This is a genomic window from Variovorax boronicumulans (assembly GCF_029892485.1).
GTDB lineage: Bacteria > Pseudomonadota > Gammaproteobacteria > Burkholderiales > Burkholderiaceae_C > Variovorax > Variovorax boronicumulans_B.
The window spans coordinates 444048-466587 of record NZ_JARXVG010000003.1; the positions used below are offsets into that span (position 1 = coordinate 444048).

At 68.2% G+C, this 22540-nt stretch carries 14 protein-coding genes; 7 read left to right on the forward strand and 7 right to left on the reverse strand.

Annotation, left to right across the window (positions count from 1 at the left end):
* Positions 1-2: 2 nt before the first annotated feature.
* The 7 genes from M2282_RS10005 to M2282_RS10035 are packed head-to-tail and all read right to left on the reverse strand — an operon-like array spanning position 3 to position 8381.
* Entirely contained in the window at positions 3-425 is a 423-nt protein-coding gene (locus M2282_RS10005; RefSeq protein ID WP_280808619.1) for an acyl-CoA thioesterase, read from the reverse strand.
* Positions 425-1726, reverse strand: coding sequence for a TRAP transporter large permease (locus M2282_RS10010; protein WP_280808620.1), 1302 nt, complete (start codon positions 1724-1726; stop codon positions 425-427). The genes M2282_RS10005 and M2282_RS10010 overlap by 1 nt, the downstream gene beginning before the upstream one ends.
* Positions 1723-2247: a TRAP transporter small permease gene (locus M2282_RS10015; protein ID WP_280808621.1), complete on the reverse strand. Its 525-nt coding sequence runs from the start codon at positions 2245-2247 to the stop codon at positions 1723-1725. Before M2282_RS10015 ends, M2282_RS10010 begins: the two co-directional genes overlap by 4 nt.
* Before the next feature lie 3 nt (positions 2248-2250).
* Positions 2251-3303 carry a TRAP transporter substrate-binding protein gene (locus M2282_RS10020; protein ID WP_280808622.1) on the reverse strand — a complete coding sequence of 351 codons (1053 nt, stop codon included), beginning with the start codon at positions 3301-3303 and terminating at the stop codon, positions 2251-2253.
* 38 nt (positions 3304-3341) lie between these two features.
* Positions 3342-4580: an alpha-hydroxy acid oxidase gene (locus tag M2282_RS10025; RefSeq protein ID WP_280808623.1), complete on the reverse strand. Its 1239-nt coding sequence runs from the start codon at positions 4578-4580 to the stop codon at positions 3342-3344.
* 16 nt (positions 4581-4596) lie between these two features.
* Complete coding sequence (locus M2282_RS10030; protein WP_280808624.1) at positions 4597-6213, reverse strand: indolepyruvate oxidoreductase subunit beta family protein; 1617 nt, start codon at positions 6211-6213, stop codon at positions 4597-4599.
* Between the two features lie 8 nt (positions 6214-6221).
* Positions 6222-8381: an indolepyruvate ferredoxin oxidoreductase subunit alpha gene (locus tag M2282_RS10035; RefSeq protein WP_280808625.1), complete on the reverse strand. Its 2160-nt coding sequence runs from the start codon at positions 8379-8381 to the stop codon at positions 6222-6224.
* A 96-nt stretch (positions 8382-8477) separates the two neighbouring features.
* Between M2282_RS10035 and M2282_RS10040 the strand changes: the two genes are divergently transcribed.
* From M2282_RS10040 to M2282_RS10070, 7 genes are all read left to right on the forward strand, one after another.
* The gene (locus tag M2282_RS10040; protein WP_280808626.1) at positions 8478-9392 is read left to right on the forward strand and encodes a LysR family transcriptional regulator; all 915 of its coding nucleotides are present in this window, start codon (positions 8478-8480) and stop codon (positions 9390-9392) included.
* 58 nt (positions 9393-9450) lie between these two features.
* On the forward strand, positions 9451-10704 hold the full coding sequence (locus tag M2282_RS10045) for an Nramp family divalent metal transporter (RefSeq protein ID WP_280808627.1): 1254 nt from the start codon (positions 9451-9453) through the stop codon (positions 10702-10704).
* 436 nt (positions 10705-11140) lie between these two features.
* Positions 11141-18616: a non-ribosomal peptide synthetase gene (locus M2282_RS10050; RefSeq protein ID WP_280808628.1), complete on the forward strand. Its 7476-nt coding sequence runs from the start codon at positions 11141-11143 to the stop codon at positions 18614-18616.
* Between the two features lie 11 nt (positions 18617-18627).
* Positions 18628-19947, forward strand: coding sequence for a glycosyltransferase (locus tag M2282_RS10055; protein ID WP_280808629.1), 1320 nt, complete (start codon positions 18628-18630; stop codon positions 19945-19947).
* Positions 19948-19981: 34 nt separating this feature from the next.
* Entirely contained in the window at positions 19982-20194 is a 213-nt protein-coding gene (locus tag M2282_RS10060) for an MbtH family protein (protein WP_280808630.1), read from the forward strand.
* 8 nt (positions 20195-20202) lie between these two features.
* Positions 20203-21168 carry a glycosyltransferase family 2 protein gene (locus M2282_RS10065; protein WP_280808631.1) on the forward strand — a complete coding sequence of 322 codons (966 nt, stop codon included), beginning with the start codon at positions 20203-20205 and terminating at the stop codon, positions 21166-21168.
* Positions 21165-22424 carry a TCR/Tet family MFS transporter gene (locus M2282_RS10070; protein WP_280808632.1) on the forward strand — a complete coding sequence of 420 codons (1260 nt, stop codon included), beginning with the start codon at positions 21165-21167 and terminating at the stop codon, positions 22422-22424. Before M2282_RS10065 ends, M2282_RS10070 begins: the two co-directional genes overlap by 4 nt.
* Positions 22425-22540: the final 116 nt, after the last annotated feature.

The following is a 22540-nucleotide window of genomic DNA, read 5'->3' on the forward strand; positions in this document are numbered from 1 at the left end:
GGCTATTCGCAGAGCGCGCGAATGGTCGGCGGAATCGGTACCGCCCGTATGCCCCCGCTATCGCGCTTGGCGGCAAAGATGCGCACCTCTTCGCATTCGAGGATCAGGTCGTCGCCGCGCGTCACGCGGTAGGTCTGCACGAAGCTCTTGTCGCGCCACTCGGTGATGCGCACCGCGATCTCCAGCGTGTCGCCGTAGCTCGCGGCCTTCACGAAGCGCGTGTGCGTGTCCACCAGCGGCGTGCCGATCACGCCCATCGTCCTGGCTGTTTCTTCCCAGCGCGGAACGCCGCATCCGGCGAAGAAATTCCGCGAGGCCGCATCGATCCAGCGGAAGAAGTTGGGAAACCAGACGATGCCGGCCGGGTCGCAGTCGCCGAACTCGACGCGTGCGGTGTAGATGATTTCTTTGCCTGCTGTACTCATCAGCCCATTCTCGTCGGCAGCCACAGCGCGATGACCGGGAACGCGATCAGGATCACCAGCCGCACGATGTCCGTCACGATGAACGGCAGCACGCCCTTGAAGATGGTGGTGAAGCTCACGTCCTTCACCACGCTCTTGATGACGAAGACGTTCATCCCCACCGGTGGATGGATGAGCCCCAGCTCCACCGTCATCACGATGATCACGCCGAACCAGATCGGATCGAACCCCAGGTGCACGATCACCGGGAAGATGATGGGCACCGTCAGGATGATCATCGCCATCGCATCCATCAGGCAGCCGAGCACCAGGTACATCACCATGATGAGCGCGAGCACGCCGTAGCGGCCGATGCCCAACCCGGTGAGGAATTCGGTGAGCTTCTGCGGGCTTTGGGTGATGGTGAGGAAGTAGCCGAACAGGAGCGCGCCGATCAGCACGGTGAACACCGCCGCCGCGGTGCGCGTGGCCGAGAGCAGCGCCTCGCGGATCTTCGGGCCGTCGAGCTTGCGCCTGACGATGCCGAGGATGAACGCGCCGCTCGCGCCCACGCCACCCGCTTCGGTCGGCGTGAAGAAGCCGCCGTAGAGCCCGCCGATCACGAACACGAACAGCACCAGCGGCGCCCACACGTTGCGCAGATCCTTAAAGCGTTCCGACCAGGGCTTGACTTCGCCGCCGGGCAGCCAGTCGGGCCGGAGTTTCACGATGATCGCGATCGTCAGCACATACATCGCCATCGCGAGGATGCCCGGCACGATGCCCGCCATGAAGAGCTTGCCGATGTCCTGCTGCGTGAGGATGGCGTAGACCGCGAGCACGGTCGATGGCGGCAATATCGCGCCCAGCGTGCCGCCCGCGGCGATCACCCCGGTGGAGAACGACTGCGGATAGTTGAAGCGCCGCATCTCCGGATACGCCACCGCCGAGAACGTGGCGGCCGTGGCCACCGACGAGCCGCAGATCGCCGCGAAGCCGCCGCAGGCCACCACGGTGGCGACGCCCAGGCCGCCGCGCATGTGGCCGATCATCGAGTTGGCGGCCTTGAAGAGTTCGCGGCTCACGCCCGACACCGACACCAGCGCACCCATCAGCATGAACATCGGGATCACGCCGAAGGTGTAGTCGGTCACGGTGCGCATGGAGGTCTGGCCCACCAGCTTCAGCGCGGGCCCGGGGCCCACGAGGTAGCTGTAGCCGGCGACCCCCACGAGGCCCATGGCCATGCCGACCGGCACGCGCAACAGCATCAACGCGAAGAGGGCGACGAAGCCCAGGACTGCAATCGCATCGGGGCTCATTCGTCGGCTTTCTGTTCAGCGTGAACTTCTTCGAGCTGCTCGGGGTGAAAGATCAAGCGATACGTGCGAATGGCGATCAGCAGCACCGCGCACACGTCGCCGAACCACGCCACCGCGTAGAACGGCCAGGTGGGAATGTTCATGTCGTAGGTCAGCACGTTGTCCACGTAGGTGCCGCGCACCTTGTCGAACAGCATCGCGGTCTGCACCGCCACCACGAACAGCAGCACCAGCGTGGCGAACACGTCGATCACGCGCTTCATGCGCGGGCCTGCCGCGGTCCACACCAGGTCGACCGTGATGTGGCCGCCCCGGTAGCTGGTGGCCGCGATGCCCCAGAAGATCAGGATGCCCAGCAGCATGCGGCCGAAGTCGTAGGCGTCGGGGATCGAGGCGTCGAAGAACTTGCGCAGCACCACGGCCGCGAAGATGTTGAGCGCGACGATCCCCACGAAGATGGCGGCAAGCCATTCAATCGTGTTGATCGCGCGGTCCATGTAGCTGGCGGACCGGGCAGCCATCGCTCAGAGCGCCGACTTGTTCTTGGCGAGGCTGGCCTTCAGCGCATCCATCACCGCCTTCGGGTCTTCGCCCGCCTTCTTCACGCTCTCGGCCCATTGCGTTTCCGATGGTGCGGCCGCCTTGCGCCATGCATCGAGTTGTTCCGGCGTGAGCTTGTAGACCTCGTGGCCCGATTGCGCCGCGATCTTCGCGCGCCCGCCGAACTCGAAGTCCGCCCACGGTCCGGCCACCTTCTGCGCCCATTCGCTGGTGCAGTGGTCGTCGATCACCTTCTTCTGCCCGGCGGACATCGCGTCGTACTTGCCCTTGTTCATCACCCAGACGAAAGGCGTGACGTACAGCGGCGCATCCATGTGGTACTTCACCACCTTGTCGATGCCGAAGAGGCCGATCGATCCCCACGGGAAGGTGATCGCATCGGCCACGCCGCGCTCGAGCATGTCGCGCGACTCCGGTGCCGAGGCCTGCACGTTGGTGCCGCCCAGCGAGGTGATCAGCTGGCCCACGGTGCTGGTGGCCGGGCGCACCTTCATGCCCTTGATGTCGGTGGGCAGCGTGATCTTCTTGCGCGAGTGGAAGGTGCCGGGGTCGTGCACGAAAGCGAAGCAGTACTTCACGTCCTTCATTTCCTTGGCCGCGTAGTTGCGGTACCAGGCATCGATGGCGGCCGAGCCTTCCTTGCCGTTGGCGAACAGGAAGGGCAGCGACGCACCCGCCATCACCGGAAAGCGGCCCGGCTGGTAGCCCGGGTTCACGTACGAGAAGTCCGCGATGCCGTCGCGCGCCATGTCGTAGTGGTCGAAGGCCTTGCCCAGCTGCTCCGAGGGAAACAGGATCGCGGTGATGCTGCCGTTCGATTCCTTCTTGATGTCGTCGGCCCAGGCCTGCAGGGCAGGGTTGAGCGGATGCTGCGCCGGCACCCAGCTCGACAGCTTGATCTGCACGGGCTTGTCCTGCGCCTGTACGGCGGGCGTGCCGATCACGAGCACGGCGGTGGCGGCGCTCAGGGCCAGGGCGCGGGCCCTGGAGCGGTGGGGGTGGCGGATGGTGGTCATGGTCTCCTTCGTTATGTGTTTGAACTGGTTGCCGCAATCTAGGCAGTCGCGTGCGCCGGGTATATGGAGGCTTTCCCGAGCGTGTTTTCCTTCAGGCCCGGAACGCTCGCGGCTTGTTCGGAAGGCGAACGGAACCCGGGCCGATCGACGTGGCGCGGGCCCAGTTCGTGCACCTGCGTGGCGCCCAGCAAGGTCATCGTGCGTTCGGTTTCCTGCGCCAGCAGTTGCAGCACGGCGAGCGCGCCTTGTTCGCCCCCGCAGGCCAGCCCGTAGACCGGCGCGCGGCCGACCAGCGTGCCGCTGGCGCCGAGCACCAGCGCTTTCACCACGTCGCTGCCGCGCCGCATGCCGCCGTCGACCAGCACCGGAATGCGCCCGCCGACCGCGTCGACGATGCGCGGCAGCGCGGCGATGCTGGCGGGCGCCGCATCGAGCTGCCGGCCGCCGTGGTTGGAGACCACGATGCCGTCGGCGCCATGGCGCACGGCGCGCTTGGCGTCTTCCGCACCCAGCAGGCCCTTGATGAGCAGGGGGCCGTCCCACAGCTTGCGCAGCCAGCCGAGACTCTCCCAGGTGAGCGTGCGGTCCATGGTGCGCGAGAGCAGGGCAGCCTGGGCCTGGGCGGAGACGGGCGCCTCGTCCGCACCGGGCAGCAGGTTCTCGAACCGCGGCATGCCGCCTCGTGCGAGCCGCAGCAGCCAGCCGGGATGCCGCGCCATGTTCAGCACGGTGCCGGGCGTGAGCCGCATCGGCACGCGAAAGCCGTGGCGCAGGTCGCGCTCGCGCAGCCCGCTGACCGGTACGTCCACCGTGAGCACCAAAGCCTCGAAACCCACGGCGCGCGCCCGCCGCACGATGCGCTCGGCGATGGCGCGCTCGCCCATCACATAGAGCTGCATCCACAACGCTGCATCGGGCGCGGCTGCGCGCACGTCCTCGATGCGTGAGTTCGATGCGGTCGAGAGTATGAAAGGCACGCCCGCGGCCTGGGCGGCGCCGGCCAGCAGCTTGTCGGCGCCGGGGCGCACGAGGCCGGCCAGTCCGATGGGGGCGACCGCGAAGGGCGCGCGCCAGCGGCGGCCGAAGAGTTCGATGCCGATGTCCATCGCACTGGTATCGCGAAGGCATTCGGGAATCAGCGGCAACTGTTCCAGCGCGTCGCGGTTGCGCTGCAGGCAGCGTTCGTCTTCCGCGCCGCCATCGACATAGTCGAACACCAGACGCGGCAGCACCCGGCGCGCGCGGCGCCGGTAGTCGTCGACGTTGAGCAGCGGCATTGCGGCGCGTCTCGCTTCAGGCGCCGCCGGTGGGCTTGCGCTTCATCCAGCGGATGGGCTGGGCCTTGACCGGGCGGGCGGGCGCGCCGTGCGCCACCAGCGCAGCGTCGAGCGCGCGGCCGGCATCGTCGGCGAGCGCGGCCGTGCGCGCCGCCGAGATGGCCTGCGCGCGCGCCGCCGGCGCCACGCCGGGCTGCGCCGCGAGATGGCCGGTCATGTGCAGCAGGTTCTCCTTGCCGCGTTCGTTGGTGCTGCCGTAGCCCTTGATGAGCCGGCCGCACAGCGCGAGCTCGTGCCCCAGCGCCCAGGTTTCGCGTGTGCCGGCTTCCACGGCCGCGAGCCAGCGTTCGATCAGTGCCTGCTCTTCGGCGAAGCGGCTGCCGCGCCGGCGCAGCCACTTGAGCGACGACAGCAGGCGCAGCGACGCCATGCCCAGGACCGAGTGGCTGCCCACCTTGAGCGGCAATGCCCATGGCGCAAGGCCACGCGCTTGCCGCCCGCGGTCCCACGCGGTCACGCGGCGCGACAGCGCGGGCGGCAGCAGCGCGGCGAACTCGGCGGTGCCGGGCTTGAAGTGGTCGTAGACCTTCACGATGTCGTCGTCGCCAGCGCGCACTTCCTGCCGCACGCGCTGCGCCCGGCTCGCACGGCCCTTGAGCGCGGCCACGCGCACGATGTCGTCGAAGGCCATCCACAGCGCGAGCCAGCGCGCGGTTTCGCGGGTGACAGCAAAGCCGTGGGCGCCGGCCGGATCGGCGGTGCGCTCGGCATCGAGCACCTGGGCCAGCCGCTCGGCGTACAGCTTCGCGTAGGCGGCGTCCTGGTAGTCGAGCACGCGCGCATGGCCGAGCGTGAGCATGTCGTGCACGGCGGGTGGAAAGCGGCGTGCCAGTTCGTCGGGCAGCGCACATGCCGGCGGTGGTGCGTCGGCGGTGTCGCCGGCCATCACGCTGTTCACGAAGGCCGCCTGGGTGCGAGGTGCGCTCACCGCATCGAAGGCGGCCGCGAAGCCGCGCAGGCTGGCGGCGGCCATCTTGTTGAGCTTCTCGGGCGCGCTCGTGTCGCCGCCGCGCACCACATGCTCGTAGGCTTCGCGCCGAAACGGGAAGAGGCCGCTGCCCGCGATGGCGCCCAGCATCACTGCGCTGACCACGGTGCCGCTGTCGCGCGCGATGGCATTCATGTCGAACACATGGTGCTCGCGGCTGAAGGCCTTGACCACATCGACAAGCCGTTGCGCATCGGCGCGTCCATCGCCGGGTTCCATGCGCTCGGCGGTGGTGAAGATGCGTGCCGAGGAACTGATGACCAGCGTGCGCAACGGTGCGCTCATGCCGTTGCCGATCTGCCGCGCGGTCTCGAGCAGTTCCGACGACACGATCGCATCGAGCGCGCCCGGCACCGGGCTCAGGCTGAACACCGGGCGCCTGCCGCCGAGCTGCGCGAGCGGCACGGGGAACACCTCGATGTAGTAAGTGGTGGCGCCGGTGCGCTGCGCCACGCCGGGGATCGACGTGCTCTGCGCGGCGTAGCCGGCATGGCGGGCGATGTCCACCAGCCATTCGGTGAGCACGCCGCCGCCTTCGCCGCCGAGGGCGCAGACCAGGAGCGTGAGCGGACGGTTCTGTTCCATGGCGCGGCTCATGCAGGTTGCAGTGCGCGAACGACGGCGCCGCGCAGGCCGTGCAGCAGGCGCTCATGCCACTTCGGGTTCTGCACCACCTCGGCCCGGTAGAAGCTCGGGCACAGCGTGGCCGCATGCGCGTTCTCGCCGCACAGGCCGCAGCCCACGCAGCCGTCGATCACGGTCGCCACGGGGTCCACCTTGAGCGGATCGGGGTTGTCCTTGAGCGTGAGCGTGGGGCAGCCCGAGAGGCGGATGCAGGCGTGATCGCCGTTGCACACGTCCTCATCGACGCCGTACTTCACGCGCACCACGCGCTCGCCCTTTTTCAGAAGGCCCGCGATCCATGGCTTGATGCGCCGCTGCCGCTCGAGCTGGCACTCGCCCTCGGCGATCACCACCTTCAGGCCGTTGAAGTCGCTGGTGAGCGCCTCGGTCAGCGTCTTGCGCATGCGCTCCACGTCGTAGGTTGTCACCGTGCGCATCCACTTCACGCCCAGCCCGGTGAGCGTGGCTTCGATGGTCTGGTTCTTGTCGACCAGGCTCTGCTGCTTGTCGACGGCGCGCTCCTTCGTCTCGTCGTCGGGCGTGGAGATGATGTCTTGCGTGCCGGTGGCCGAGGTGTAGCCGTTCTTGAAGATCAGCAGCACCGCGTCGTCGTCGTTGAAGAGCGCGCTCTGCACGCCGGTGAGCAGGCCGTTGTGCCAGAAGCCGCCGTCGCCCATGATCGAGAGCGTGCGGCGGTTCATCATCGGCGCGACGCCCGCGCGGCTCGCGAGGCTCATGCCGTAGCCGAGGATCGAGTGGCCCATCGAGAAGGGCTCGAAGGTGCCGAAGGCATGGCAGCCGATGTCTGCCGCAATGTGCACCGGGCCGGTCTCCTGCTGCGCGAGCTTGAGGGCGGAGAACACCGGGCGTTCGGGGCAGCCGATGCAAAAGCTTGGCGGGCGGTTGGGCAGCGGCGTGGAGAGCTGTCGCGCGACAGCCTCGCGGCGCTCGCGATTGCCCGCCAGCCACGCCTGTGCGGACGACGAGGCTTCGCTCGCCTCGATGTACTTCGCGGCGAAGACGCCGATGCCGCCGGACAGCACCTCGACGCCGTACTCGCCCGCCGCGGGCAGCATGTCCTTGCCGTGCAGCGGCGTCTGGATGTCGCGCCGGCGCAGGAGCGTGGCAATGTCCTGCTCGATGTATTCGGGCTGGCCTTCTTCCACCACCAGCACCGCGCGCTTGCCCACGCAGAAGTCGGCCACCTGCTCGGGCACCAGCGGGTAAGTCACGTTGAGCACGAGGATCGGGATGTCGGTCTCGCCGAATGCATCCGCCAGCCCTTGCTGCTGCAGGCTTCGGATCAGCGCGTTGTAGAGCCCGCCCTGCACGACGATGCCGAGGTCGGCGTGGCGCCCACCCGGTATCAGTTCGTTGAGGCCGTTCGCCACGATGTAGCGCCGCGCCGCCGGAATGCGTTCGTCGCCCTTGAGCTTTTCGTGGCGGAAGGTGACGGGCGGGTGCGCAAGCCGCATGTAGTCGAAACCCGCGGGCTCGGTCATCAGCGCGCGGGTCGACACCGCAGGCGAGATGTTGTCCTTGCACTCGAAGCTGCCGCGCACATGGCAGGTGCGGATGCGCAGTTCCATCAGGCAGGGCATGTTCGAGGTCTCGGACAGGCGAAAGCCTTCTTCGACCATCCGCACCATCACGCCGAGGTCGGGCCGCGGATCGAGCAGGCACATGCTCGACTTGAGCGCATAGGCATGGGTGCGCTCCTGGATCACGCTGGCGCCTTCGCCGTAGTCCTCGCCCACCACCACCAGCACGCCGCCGGTCACGCCCGGCGAGGAGAGGTTCGACAGCGCATCGGCCGCCACGTTGGTGCCGACGATGGACTTCCAAGTCACCGCGCCGCGCAGCGGATAGTGGATGGAGGCGCCGAGCATCGCCGCGGCCGAGGCTTCGTTGGAACACGCCTCAACGTGCACGCCGAGCTCATCCATGTAGGCCTTGCCCTGGACCATCACGTCGAGCAGGTGCGACACGGGCGCGCCCTGGTAGCCGCCCACGTAGGCCACGCCGGACTGCAAGAGGCCCTTGGTGATGGCGAGGATGCCCTCGCCGTGGAAGGTGGCGCCACTGCCCAGGCGCAGCATTTCCACTTCCTTGCTGAATGAAACTTCCATCGTGTCTCGTCGTTGTTGTGGGGCTCGAAGGAGCACGGACAGGGGAGTGTGGTCACGCGGGGGCCATACTTCAATAAAATAATTCGGCTATCCAATATGAAATCAGTGCATATCGATGCGATCGACCTCAACCTGCTGCGGTTGTTCGATGCGGTCTATCGCGCCCGCAACGTGAGCCGCGCGGCGGAGGCGCTGGGCCTCACCCAGCCGGCGGCCAGCCACGGCCTCACGCGGCTGCGGCTGCTGCTGGGCGACGCGCTCTTCACGCGCAGCCCCGGCGGTGTGGCGCCCACGCCGCGCGCGGAGCGGCTGGCGGTGTCGGTGCAGTCGGCGCTGGACACGCTGCAGCAGGCGCTGAGCGAGCCCGAGCGCTTCGAGCCGGCGGCCTCGCGCAAGCTGTTTCGCATCCACATGAGCGACATCGGGGAGGGCCGCTTCCTGCCGCCGCTGATGGCGCGGCTGCGCGAGCTGGCGCCGGGCGTGCGCGTGGAGACCATGCCGCTGGCCACCGGCGACATCGCCACCGCGCTGGACAGCGGCAAGGTCGACTTCGCCTTCGGCTTCCTGCCCCGGGTGAAGGACACCCAGCGCACCCAGCTGCTGAAAGACCGCTACATCGTGCTGCTGCGCAAGGGCCATCCCTTCGTCAAGCGCCGACGCAGCGGGCAGGCGCTGCTCGAGGCGCTGCAGGAGCTCGACTACGTGGCGGTGCGCACGCACGCCGACACGCTGCGCATCCTCCAGCTGCTGAACCTCGAAGACCGCCTGCGCCTGACGACCGAGCATTTCATGGTGCTGCCGGCCATCGTGCGCGCCACCGATCTCGCGGTGGTGATGCCGCGCAACATCGCGCGCGGCTTCGCGGAGGAGGGCGGCTACGCCATCGTCGAGCCGCCGTTTCCGCTGCGCGACTTCAGCGTGTCGCTGCACTGGAGCAAGCGCTTCGAGGCCGATCCGGCCAATCGGTGGCTGCGGCAGGTGATCACCGCACTTTTTTCCGAACGGCCATGAAAGAAGTTCCGTCCGTTCATGCCGTGGTCAGGCTCGGCATGCGAGCATCGCGCCCGTCATGAAGAAACGCATTCCCTCTTTCCTGCGCCACGTGGGCCCCGGTGTCGTCACCGGCGCGGCGGACGACGATCCGTCGGGCATCGCCACGTACACGCAGGCGGGGGCGCAGTTCGGCACCGGCCTGCTCTGGACCGTGTTTCTCTCGCTGCCCTTCATGGTGGCCATCCAGCTGGTGTCGGCGCGCATCGGCCGCGTCACCGGCAAAGGCGTGGCGGCCAACCTGCGCGAGCACATGCCGCGCAGTTTTCTCTTCGTGCTGGTGGTGCTGCTGGTGGTGGCCAACACCATCAACATCGCGGCCGACATCTCCGCCATGGGCGAGGCATTGAACCTCGTGGTGGGCGGCGGCGCGCACATCCATTCGCTGCTGTTCGGCGTGGTCACGGTGCTGCTGCAGGTGTTCGTGCCGTACCGCAAGCTCGCGCACATCCTCAAGTGGCTGACGCTCACGCTGTTCGCGTACGTGGCGGCGGTGTTCGTGGTGCAGGTGGAATGGGCAAGGGTGCTGCATGACCTGGTCGTGCCCCGGCTGCAATGGCGCGGTGACTACTGGATGATGATCGTCGCGCTGCTGGGCACCACCATCTCGCCCTACCTGTTCTTCTGGCAGGCCTCGCAGGAGGTCGAGGAGCTGCGCCTGAAGGGCGGACAGCGCGGCACCGACCATGAAGTGCGCCGCGACCTGCGGCGCGTGCGCCTGGACACCTGGGTGGGCATGAGCTTCTCCAACCTCATCGCCTTCTTCGTGATGGTCGTCGGGGCCTCGGTGCTGTTCGCGGCCGGCGTGCACGACGTGACCTCGGCGGCGCAGGCGGCCGAGGCGCTGCGGCCGCTGGCCGGGGACTTCGCGTTCTGGCTCTTCGCAGGCGGCATCATCGCGACTGGCTTGCTCGCCGTTCCGGTGCTCGCCTCGTCGGCGGCCTATGCGGTGGCCGAGGCCTTCGGATGGGAAGAGGGGCTGGAGCGCCACTGGCGCGAGGCCAAGGAGTTCTACGCCATCATCGCGGTCGCCACGCTGGTCGGCACCGCACTGGACTTCACCCCGATCGATCCGATGAAGGCGCTCTACTGGAGCGCCGTGATCAACGGCGTGGTGGCCGTGCCGATCATGGCGGCCATGATGGTCCTGGTGACGCGCGAGAAGGTGATGGGCGCCTTCACTTCGGGGCGCCGCATGCGCTGGCTGGGCTGGGGCGGCACCGCGCTGATGGGCCTGGCCGCGTTGATGATGGGGTGGGACCTGGTGCGCTGAGGCGCTGCGGAAAAACGTCTTTCGACAACCAAAGTACGCGCCGTGGAGCGCGTATTTTTTTGTCCGATGTGTTGTCGGGTGCGCGCGTTTATCACGCCGCCAAAATCCCCTACAAGCTTCATACCAAGTTGCTGCGTCGCAACATCATTCGGGGGCGAATGGCGCGCGAAATACGATGAAAGCCTTCGATTCCGGAAACCGCGATTCAGGTCGCCACTTCAGGATGAAATCTTTCGCGCTCAAAGGCGATCGTGAAATATCTTCGCGCCAAAAAGCGTCGTTGAAATGATTGCAACCACTTGTACATTGGTCTGGCGATGTGAGCGAACTGCTGCCGCGGACCACCAGCGTTTTCCTTGACCGGCGGGTGAGCCACGCGTCCATTTCAGGCGCACATGCATCGTTGCCGATTTCATTCAAGACCCTGGAGAAGTGCATGAGTACCATCGATCATCTGGGCCGCACCGCCCCCCTTACTTCGGGACAAATGGCGATGTGGCTCGGCGCAAAGTTCGCGTCGCCCGACACCAATTTCAACCTCGCCGAAGCCATCGACATCGCCGGCCCGATCGACCCCGCCACTTTCCTCGCCGCCATGCGGCAGGTGGCCGATGAAGCCGAAGCCACACGCCTGAGTTTTGTCGATACCGAGCAGGGGCCGCGCCAGGTCGTCGCACCCGTCTTCACCGGCGAGATTCCGTACCTCGACTTGAGCGCCGAAAGCGACCCGCACGCCGAAGCCGAGCGCTGGATGCGCGCCGACTACGCCCGCAACATCGACCTCGCGCACGGGCAGCTGTGGCTCTCGGCGCTGATCCGCCTCGCGCCCGATCGGCACATCTGGTACCACCGCAGCCATCACATCGTGCTCGACGGTTTCGGCGGCGGCCTGATTGCGCGCCGCTTCGCGGATGTCTACACCGCCATGGCCACCGGCAGCGCCGCGGTGCCCGAAGAATCGCGCCTCGCACCCATCGCGCAACTGGCCGAGGAAGACCACGCCTACCGCGGGTCCGGCCGCTTTCCGCGCGACCGCCAGTACTGGACCGAGCGCTTCGGCGATGCGCCCGATCCGCTGAGCCTGGCCTCGCATCGCTCGGTCAACGTCGGCGGCTTGCTGCGCCAGACGGTGCACCTGCCCGCGGCCAGCGTGCAGGCCCTGCAGGCCATCGCGCAGGAGATCGGCACCACGCTGCCGCAGATCCTCATCGCCACCACCGCGGCCTACCTGTACCGCGCGACCGGCATCGAGGACATGGTGATCGGCATCCCCGTTACCGCGCGCCACAACGACCGCATGCGCCGCGTGCCGGCGATGGTGGCCAATGCGCTGCCGCTGCGCCTTGCGATGCGCGCGGACCTGCCGATTCCGGAACTCATCCGCGAAGTGGGCCGGCAGATGCGGCAGATCCTGCGGCACCAGTCGTATCGCTACGAGCACCTGCGCAGCGACCTCAACATGCTGGTGAACAACCGGCAGCTCTTCACCACCGTGGTCAACGTCGAGCCCTTCGACTACGACTTCCGTTTTGCCGGCCACGCCGCCAAACCGCGCAACCTCTCGAACGGCACGGCCGAGGACCTCGGCATCTTCCTGTACGAGCGCGGCAACGGACAGGACCTGCAGATCGACTTCGACGCCAACCCCGCGGTGCACACGGCAGAGGAACTGGCCGATCACCAGCGCCGGGTGCTCGCCTTCCTCGATGCCGTGATCCGGCTGCCCTCGCAGGCCATCGGCCAGATCGACCTGCTCGGCGCCGAAGAGCGCGAGCAACTGCTGGTGACGTGGAACGACACGGCGCATGCGGTGCCCGACACCCATCTCACCGCGCTGATCGAAACGCAACTCGCAGCCAATCCGCAGGCCATCGCCTTGCGTTTCGATGGCGAAGCGATGCGCAACGACGAACTCAACCGCCGCGCCAACCGTCTCGCGCACCTCCTGCGCGCACGCGGCGCAGGCCCGGAGCGCACCGTGGCGCTCGCGATCCCGCGTTCGATGGACCTGATGGTCGCCTTGCTTGCCACGCTGAAGACCGGCGCGGCCTACCTGCCGGTCGACCCGGACTTCCCGCAGGACCGCATCGCCTTCATGCTCGGCGATGCGCAGCCGGTGTGCCTTGTCACCACCGAAGCACTCGCGGAGTCGCTGCCGGCAGCCGCCCCTGCATTGCTGCTCGATGTAGCGCAAACGATTGCGGATCTGGCGAGTTGCGACGACACCGATCCCTGCATCGCGATCGACCCTTCGCATCCGGCCTACGTGATCTACACCTCGGGCTCGACCGGTACGCCCAAGGGCGCGGTCGTGTCGCACCGTGCCATCGTCAATCGCCTGCGCTGGATGCAGGACCGCTACGGCCTCCAGGCCGACGACCGCGTGCTGCAGAAGACGCCGTCGAGCTTCGACGTGTCGGTGTGGGAATTCTTCTGGCCGCTCATCGACGGTGCCACGCTGGTGCTCGCAAAACCGGGCGGCCACAAGGATGCGGCGTACCTCGCGAGCCTGATCGCGGAAGAGGGCATCACCACGGTCCACTTCGTGCCATCGATGCTCGAGGTCTTCCTGCTCGAGCCCACGGCTGGCGCATGCACCACGCTGCGCCGCGTGATCTGCAGCGGCGAGGCCCTGTCGCACGCGTTGCAATCGCAGTTCCAGCAGCGCCTCTCGTGCGAACTGCACAACCTCTACGGTCCGACCGAGGCCGCGGTCGACGTCACCTCGTGGGAGTGCGAGCGCACGGACGACGCAGAAGCCTCGAGCGTTCCCATCGGCCGCCCGATCTGGAACACGCAGATGCACGTGCTCGACAGCGGCATGCAGCCCGTGCCGGCCGGCGTGACCGGCGAGCTGTACATCGCGGGCGTCGGCCTCGCACGCGGCTACCACAAGCGCCCGTTGTTGAGCGCCGAGCGTTTCATCGCCAACCCCTACGGCGCACCCGGCAGCCGCATGTACCGCACCGGCGACCTCGCACGCTGGCGCAAGGACGGCAGCCTCGACTTCCTGGGCCGCGCCGACCAGCAGGTGAAGATCCGCGGCCTGCGCATCGAGCCGGGCGAGATCGAGTCGGCGCTGCTGCAGCATCCGCAAGTCGCGCAGGCCGCCGTGGTGGCGCGCGAAGACGTACCGGGCGAAAAGCGTCTCGTGGCCTACGTCGTTGCGACGGACGCTGCCGATCCGCAATCGGCCGAACTGCGCACGCACCTCGCGCAATCGCTGCCCGAGTACATGGTCCCGTCGGCCTTCGTCAGTCTCCCGTCGCTGCCGCTGGGCCCGAGCGGCAAGCTCGACCGCAAGGCGCTGCCGCCACCCGAAGTGCAGGCCGCCACGCCGTACGCCGCACCGCGCACGCCGACCGAAAGGATCCTCGCCGGTCTCTGGGCCGAGACGCTGCACCTGCCGCGCGTCGGCGTCAACGACAACTTCTTCGAGCTCGGCGGCCACTCGCTGATGATCGTGCAGCTCATGTCGATGATCCGGCAGCAGTTCATGATCGACCTGCCGGTCGACACGCTGTTCCAGGTCTCCACCATCGCCGGTCTCGCCGAACTGCTCGACCAGGAATCGGTCGCACGCCCCAGCCTCGTGCCGATGCCGCGCCCCGCGCGCATTCCGCTGTCCTTCGCGCAGCGGCGCCTGTGGCTGATGAACCAGCTCGAAGGCGCGAACCCGGCCTACAACATGCCGCTCGCGCTGCGCCTGTCGGGCGTGCTCGATCGCGCCGCGCTGCATGCGGCGCTCGACGATCTGGTGCAACGGCACGAGAGCCTGCGCACGGTCTATCCGAACGAAGACGGGCTGCCGTACCAGCACATCCTCGACGGCGCGAATGCCTGCCCGGCGGTGATCGAAGCCGACAGCAGCGAAGAAGAAATCGCGGCGCAGCTTCATGCCGCAGCGGGCCACGCCTTCGACCTCGGCAACGCAGCGCCGCTGCGCGTCTACCTGTTCAAGCTCGCGGCCGACGAGCACGTGCTGCTGCTGCTCACGCACCACATCGCCGGCGACGGCGCCTCGCTGCTGCCGCTGGCGCGCGACCTCAGCGTGGCCTACGCCGCGCGCTGCGAAGGCAAGGCGCCAGGCTGGGAGCCGCTGCCGCTGCAATACGCCGACTACGCGCTGTGGCAGCAGGAGCTGCTGGGCAGCGAAGACGATGCCGACAGCATGGCCGGCCGCCAGCGCGAGTTCTGGCGTTCCTCGTTGAGCGACCTGCCCGAGCAATTGGCCTTGCCCGTCGACCACGCCCGCCCGCTCGTGCCCACCTACCGCGGCGACGTGGTTCCGCTGCAGATTCCGGCCCACGTGCACGAACGCATCCTGCAACTGGCGCGTGACAGCCAGGCCAGCGTCTTCATGGTGCTGCAGGCCGCACTCGCGGGCCTCCTGAGCCGGCTCGGCGCGGGCGACGACATCGTCATCGGCAGCCCGGTTGCAGGTCGCAGCGACCACGCGCTGGACGAGCTCATCGGCTGCTTCGTCAACACCCTGGTGCTGCGCACCGACACCTCGGGCCAGCCGAGCCTGCGCGAGCTGGTCTCGCGCGTGCGCGCCACCAACCTCGCGGCCTATGCGAACCAGGAGTTTCCGTACGACCGCCTCGTGGAGCTGCTGCGCCCGGGCCGTTCGCGCGCCAACCTGCCGCTGTTCCAGGTGATGCTGGGCTTCCAGAACACCAGCCGCCTGTCGTTCAGCCTGCCGGGCCTGTCGATCACGCCGCAGCCGGTGGCCATCGACACCGCGAAGTTCGACCTGTCGTTCATCCTCGGCGAGCAGCGCGGTGCCGATGGCTTGCCGGGCGGCATCGCCGGCGGCATTCAGTACAGCACCGACCTGTTCGAGCGCAGCACCGTCGAGGCCATGGGCGCGCGGCTGGTGCGTTTGCTCGAAGAGGCCTGCGAAGCGCCCGACGATGCGGTGAGCGGCCTCGCCATCCTGAGCGCCGAAGAAACCGACCGCCTGCTGTCCGACTGGAGCGGCCGCACGCGCGATCTCGCGCCGCTCTCGTTCGCTGCCATGGTGGCGGCGCACGCCGCGGAGCGCCCGCATGCAGACGCGGTGGTGCTCGACGACGCGACCGTGAGCTATGCCGAACTCGATGCACGCGCCAACCGGCTCTCGCACCTGCTGCGCGCACAGGGCATCGGCGCTGGCGCCATCGTTGCGACAGTGCTGCCGCGTTCGCTCGACCTCATCGTGGCGCACCTGGCCATCGTGAAGGCCGGTGCGGCCTACTTGCCCATCGATCCGAACCACATGGCGGCGCGCAGCGCCTTCGTGTTCGAGGAGGCTGCGCCTGCAGCGGTGCTGACCCACGATGCGCTGCTGCCCGAGCTGGCCGGCATCCCCCACTGCATCGCGCTCGACAGCGACAGCATGGTCGCCGCGCTGGCGATCCAGTCGGACGCTCCGTTCGCCCAAACGTCCCACGCCCAGGATGCCGCCTACGTCATCTACACCTCCGGCTCCACCGGCGTGCCCAAGGGCGTGGTGGTGCCGCATGCGGGCCTGAGCAGCCTGGGCACGGCGATGGCGGAGCGACTTGTCATCGACCACGACTCGCGCGTGCTGCAGTTCTCCTCCAGCGGTTTCGACGCTTCCGTGATGGACCAGTTGATGGCCTTTTGCGCCGGCGCCGCGCTGGTGGTGCCGGGGCCGGAGCAACTGCTCGGCACCGACCTGGCCGACCTGCTCGAGAAGCAGGCGGTGAGCCACGCGCTGATTCCGCCTGCCGCGCTTGCAACGTTGCCGCATGGCGAGTTCCCGCACCTGCAGACGCTGGTGGTCGGCGGCGATGCCTGCACTGCCGCGTTGGCGGCGAAGTGGTCGCAAAGCCGCCGCATGATCAACGCCTACGGCCCGACCGAGATCACCATCTGCGCAAGCATGAGCGCGCCGATGACGGCTGAGGAACTCCCCTCCATCGGCCAGCCGATCTGGAACACGCGGATGTATGTGCTCGACAGCGCCCTGCAGCCGGTGCCGCCGGGCGTCGCGGGCGAGCTCTATATCGCCGGCAGTGGTGTGGCGCGCGGTTATCTCAACCGGCCGGCATTGAGCGCCGAGCGCTTCATCGCCGACCCGCACGGCGCGCCCGGCAGCCGCATGTACCGCAGCGGCGACCTCGCGCGCTGGCGCGCCGACGGCACGCTCGATTTCCTTGGGCGCGCTGACCAGCAGGTGAAGATCCGCGGCTTCCGCATCGAGCCGGGCGAGATCGAATCGGTGCTGCTCAAGCACCCGTTGATCACGCAGGCGGCCGTGATCGCCCGCGAGGACACACCCGGCGAGAAGCGTCTCGTCGCCTACTTCGTCGCGGCTTCCGACCCTCAGCCGACCGAGCTGCGCGCCCACATGGCGCAGGCCATGCCCGACTACATGGTGCCCTCGGCCTTCGTGCATCTGCCGTCGCTGCCGCTCACGCAGAGCGGCAAGCTCGACAAGAAGGCGCTGCCGGTGCCCGACCAGCAGCCCGCTGCGCAATACGTGGAGCCCCGCACGCCGACCGAGAAGCTGCTCGCGGGCCTCTGGTCCGAGACGCTGCACCTGGAGCGCGTCGGCATCCACGACAACTTCTTCGAGATCGGCGGGCATTCGCTCATGGCCATCCAGCTGGGCATGCGCATCCGCCAGCAGGTGCGCGCGGACTTCCCGCATGCCGAGGTCTACAACCGCCCGACGATCGCCGACCTGGCCGCCTGGCTCGACAACGCCGGCGGCACGGCCGAGGCGCTGGACCTGTCGCGCGAACTCGACCTGCCCGCGCATATCCGCCCGCAGGCCACGGCGCCGAAGCTCGCACCGCGGCGCGTGTTCCTCACCGGCGCGACCGGCTTCGTCGGCAGCCATCTGCTGGCTGCGCTGCTGCGCGACACCACCGCCTGCGTGGTCTGCCACGTGCGCGCGCCCGACGAGCAGGCCGGCGAGCAGCGCCTCAAGCGCACGCTCGCCCAGCGGCAGCTGAGTGCGATCTGGGACGACGCGCGCATCAAGGTCGTGACCGGCGACCTCGGCAAGCCGCGCCTGGGCCTCGATGACGCCGCCGTGCAACTGGTGCGCGACGGTTGCGATGCCATCTACCACTGCGCTGCACAGGTCGACTTTTTGCACCCCTATGCGAGCCTCAAGCCCGCGAACGTCGACAGCGTGGTCACGCTGCTCGAATGGACGGCGCAAGGCCGCGCGAAGAGCATGCATTACGTCTCCACGCTCGCGGTGATCGACCAGAACAACAAGGAAGACACCATCACCGAGCAATCGGCGCTGGCCTCGTGGAGCGGGCTGGTCGACGGCTACAGCCAGAGCAAGTGGGTCGGCGATGCGCTGGCCCGCGAGGCGCAGGCTCGCGGCATGCCGGTCGCGATCTACCGGCTCGGCGCGGTCACAGGCGACCACACGCACGCGATCTGCAATGCCGACGACCTGATCTGGCGCGTGGCGCATCTCTATGCCGACCTGGAAGCGATTCCCGACATGGACCTGCCGCTGAACCTCACGCCGGTGGACGACGTGGCGCGCGCCATCCTCGGCCTCGCGGGGCAGCAGGCCTCATGGGGCCAGGTGTTCCACCTGATGAGCCAGGCGGCGCTGCGGGTGCGCGACATTCCGCACGTCTTCGAGCGCATGGGCATGCGGCTGGAGCCGGTCGGACTGGAGCCCTGGCTGCAGCGCGCGCATGAAAGGCTCGCCGTCGCGCAAGACCGCGACCTGGCCGCCGTGCTCGCCATCCTCGACCGGTACGACACCACGGCCACGCCGCCGCAGGTGAGCGGCGCGGCCACGCATGCGCAGCTCGAAGCCATCGGCGCGCCGATCCGCCCGGTGGACCGCGACCTGCTGCAGCGCTACTTCGTCGATCTGGGCATAGCCACCAAGGCGCGCCGTGTCCTGGAAATCACCACTTCATAGGAGCAAACCGAATGGCACGCTATCTGATCGCAGCAACCGCCTTGCCGGGCCATGTCCTGCCGATGCTGGCCATCGCGCAGCATCTGGTGAAGCAGGGGCACGAGGTGCGGGTGCACACCGCGAGCCAGTTCAAGGCGCAGTCTGAGGCGACCGGCGCGAGCTTCACGCCCTTCGAGCGCGCGATCGACTTCGACTACCGCGACCTCGACAAGCGCTTTCCCGAGCGCCAGCGCATCACGTCCGCGCATGCGCAGATGTGCTTCGGCCTGAAGCACTTCTTCGCCGACGCCATGGCCGCGCAGCACGCGGGCCTGCGTTCGATACTGGAAGACTTCGAAGCCGACGCCATCCTGGTCGACACGATGTTCTGCGGCACCTTCCCGCTGCTGCTGGGCAAGGAGCGTGAAGACCGCCCGGCCATCGTCGGCATCGGCATCTCGGCGCTGCCGCTCTCCAGCTGCGACACCGCCTTCTTCGGCACCGCGCTGCCGCCGTCTTCCACGCCGGAAGGGCGGGTGCGCAACAAGGCGATGAACGCCAACCTCAAGCAGGCGATGTTCGGCGAGGTGCAGCGCTACTTCGACACGCTGCTCGCGCGCTCGGGCCTGCCCGCGCTGCCCGATTTCTTCGTCGATGCGATGGTGAAGCTGCCCGATCTGTACCTGCAGCTCACGGCGCCGTCGTTCGAGTACCCGCGCAGCGACCTGCCGGCCTCGGTGCACTTCGTCGGCCCGCTGCTCTCGCCCGCGAGCCGCGACTTCACGCCGCCCGACTGGTGGCACGAACTGGACGACGGCCGCTCGGTCGTGCTGGTCACGCAGGGCACGCTGGCCAACCAGAACCCGTCGCAACTGATCGGCCCGACGCTGCAGGCGCTGGCCGGCGACAAGAACATCCTCGTCATCGCCACCACCGGCGGCCCGGTGCCGCCCGCCCTGACCGCGAACCTGCCCGCCAATGCCCGCGTCGTGCCGTTCCTGCCCTACGACCGGCTGCTGCCCAAGCTGCACGCGATGGTCACTAACGGCGGCTACGGCTCGGTCAACCATGCGCTGAGCCTCGGCGTGCCGCTGGTGGTCGCCGGCACCTCCGAAGAGAAGCCCGAGATCGCCGCGCGCGTGGCCTGGTCGGGCGCGGGCATCAATCTCGCCACCGGCCAGCCGAGCGCCCGCCAGGTCGGCGACGCGGTGCGCAAGGTGCTGGGCAACTCCATCTATCGCCAGCGCGCGGCGGTGTTGCGCGAGGACTTCGCGTGCCATCGCGCGCTGACCGACATCGCAGGCGCCCTCGAGGCACTTCTGCAAACCGCCGCACCCGCGGAAATGGCTTGAGCCTGAACCTCACAAGACAACAAGGAAATTCGAGATGAGCAACCCGTTCGACGACAAGAACGCCAGCTTCCAGGTGCTGGTGAACGACGAGGGCCAGCATTCGCTGTGGCCCGCCTTCATCGCCGTGCCCCCCGGCTGGCAGGTGGCGCTGGCGCCGACCGACCGCGACGCCTGCAGCGCCTACATCGAGGCGAACTGGCAGGACATGCGGCCGCGCTCGCTGGTGGCGGCCACGGCGGCCGGCTGACGCCGAGGATGTCCATCCCGTTCGGTGCCGTCGTCGTCACCTATTTCCCGACCGGCGAGCAAGTGGCGAACCTGCATTCGCTGGCCGCCTCGTGCCCGCACCTCTGCGTGGTCGACAACACGCCGCAAAGGGGCGACTGGCATCGGGCGTTCGTCGATGCGGGCGTCTCCGTGCTGCACAACGGCAACCGCGGTGGCATCGCAGGCGCCTTCAACTGCGGCATCGTCGAACTCGAAGCGCGGGGCGCAGAACTCTTCTTCCTGCTCGACCAGGATTCCAAGCTGCCGCCCGGCTACTTCGACGCCATGTGCCAGGCTGCGATGGTGGCCCGGGAGCGGAAAGGCGAGGGCGAGGAGGGCGCGGCCTTCCTGATCGGCCCGCTCGTCCACGACACGAACCTGGACGCGCTGATCCCGCAGTTCGGCCTCCAGGGCAAGCGTGTCTATCAGTTCGACCTGCGGCAGCTTTTCACCGAACCGCTGGTGCGCTGCGCCTTCATGATTTCCTCGGGCTCCCTGATTTCGCGCGGCGCCTGGGCCAAGGTCGGCCGCTTCGACGAGCGTTACGTGATCGACCATGTGGACACCGACTACTGCATGCGCGCCCTGGGCCGCGAAGTGCCGCTCTACCTGAATCCGCACGTCGTGCTGCGGCACCAGATCGGCGATATCCAGGCCAGGTCGCTGTTCGGCTGGAAGATCCATTTCATCAACTATCCGGCTGCGCGGCGCTACTACATCGCGCGCAATGCGCTGGACCTCTCGCGGGCGCATGTGCGCGCCTTCCCCGCGATCCTGTTCATCAACGTCTACACGCTCAAGCAGATCCTGCCCATGCTGATGTTCGAGCGCGACCGGCTGAAGAAGACCGTCGCGCTGGTGCTCGGCTGCTTCGATGGCCTGTTCGGTCGGCTCGGGGGCCTCGCCGAGGCGCATCCGCGCGTGGGCAAATACCTGATGAGCCGCAGCGATTGAACTCGACCCTTCCAGCGCCGCGCGTGCGCCGCGCCGCGCTCGCCTTCATCTTCGTGACCGTGCTGATCGATTTCATGGCGTTCGGCCTGATCCTGCCCGGCCTGCCGCACCTGGTGGAGCGGTTGGCCGGCGGCAGCACGGTGACGGCGGCGTACTGGATCGCGGTGTTCGGCACCGCGTTCGCGGCGATCCAGTTCGTGAGCTCGCCGATCCAGGGCGCGTTGTCCGACCGCTTCGGGCGGCGGCCGGTGATCCTTCTGTCATGCCTCGGGCTGGGCGCGGATTTCGTGTTCATGGCCTTGGCCAACAGCCTGCCGTGGCTGTTCGTCGGCAGGGTGGTGTCCGGCGTGTTCTCGGCCAGCTTCACCATCGCCAATGCCTACATCGCCGATGTGACGCCGCCGGAGGAGCGCGCCCGCAGCTACGGCATCGTGGGCGCGGCCTTCGGCATGGGCCTGGTGTTCGGGCCGGTGCTCGGCGGGCAGCTGAGCCACATCGATCCGCGCCTGCCGTTCTGGTTCGCGGCCGGCTTGACGCTGCTCAGCTTCTGCTACGGATGGTTCGTGTTGCCCGAATCGCTGCCGCCCGAGCGGCGCAGCCGCAAGTTCGACTGGTCGCATGCCAACCCGGTCGGCTCGCTGGTGCTGCTCAGGCGCTATCCGCAGGTGTTCGGGCTGGCGGCGGTGATCTTCCTCGTGAACCTGGCCCAGTACGTCTATCCCAGCGTGTTCGTGCTGTTCGCCGACTACCGGTATCACTGGAAGGAAGACGCCGTGGGCTGGGTGCTCGGCGCGGTGGGCGTGCTCAGCGTGCTGGTCAATGCGCTGCTGATCGGGCCGGGCGTGAAGCGCTTCGGCGAGCGCCGCGCCTTGCTGTTTGGCATGGGTTTCGGCGTGCTCGGCTTCGTCGTCTACGGCTTGGCCGATGCCGGCTGGGTCCTTCTGGCCGCGCTGCCATTCGGCACCTTGCTGGCGTTCGCCGGGCCGGCGGCGCAGGCGCTGGTCACCCGGCAGGTCGGCGCCGCCGAGCAAGGCCGCATCCAGGGCGCGCTGACAAGTCTGGTGTCAGTGGCCGGCATCGTCGGGCCCGCGATGTTCGCCAGCAGCTTCGGCTATTTCATCGGCGAAGACGCGCCGGTGCACCTGCCGGGCGCGCCCTTCTTCATCGCCGCGGTCTTCCTGGGCATCGGCACGCTGATCGCGTGGCGGTACGCACAGCCGAAGGCGACAGCGGCGGCGGTGCCCGAGCCGACCTGATACGGCGCAGGGGGCGAGCTGCGCCCATGGCCCGGGAATTGCTCGCTCTCTCCAGGGTTTCCCCCTAGGTCGCATACCCGCGCCCACATACGCAATATGGCTCCCGCGGTATGTGG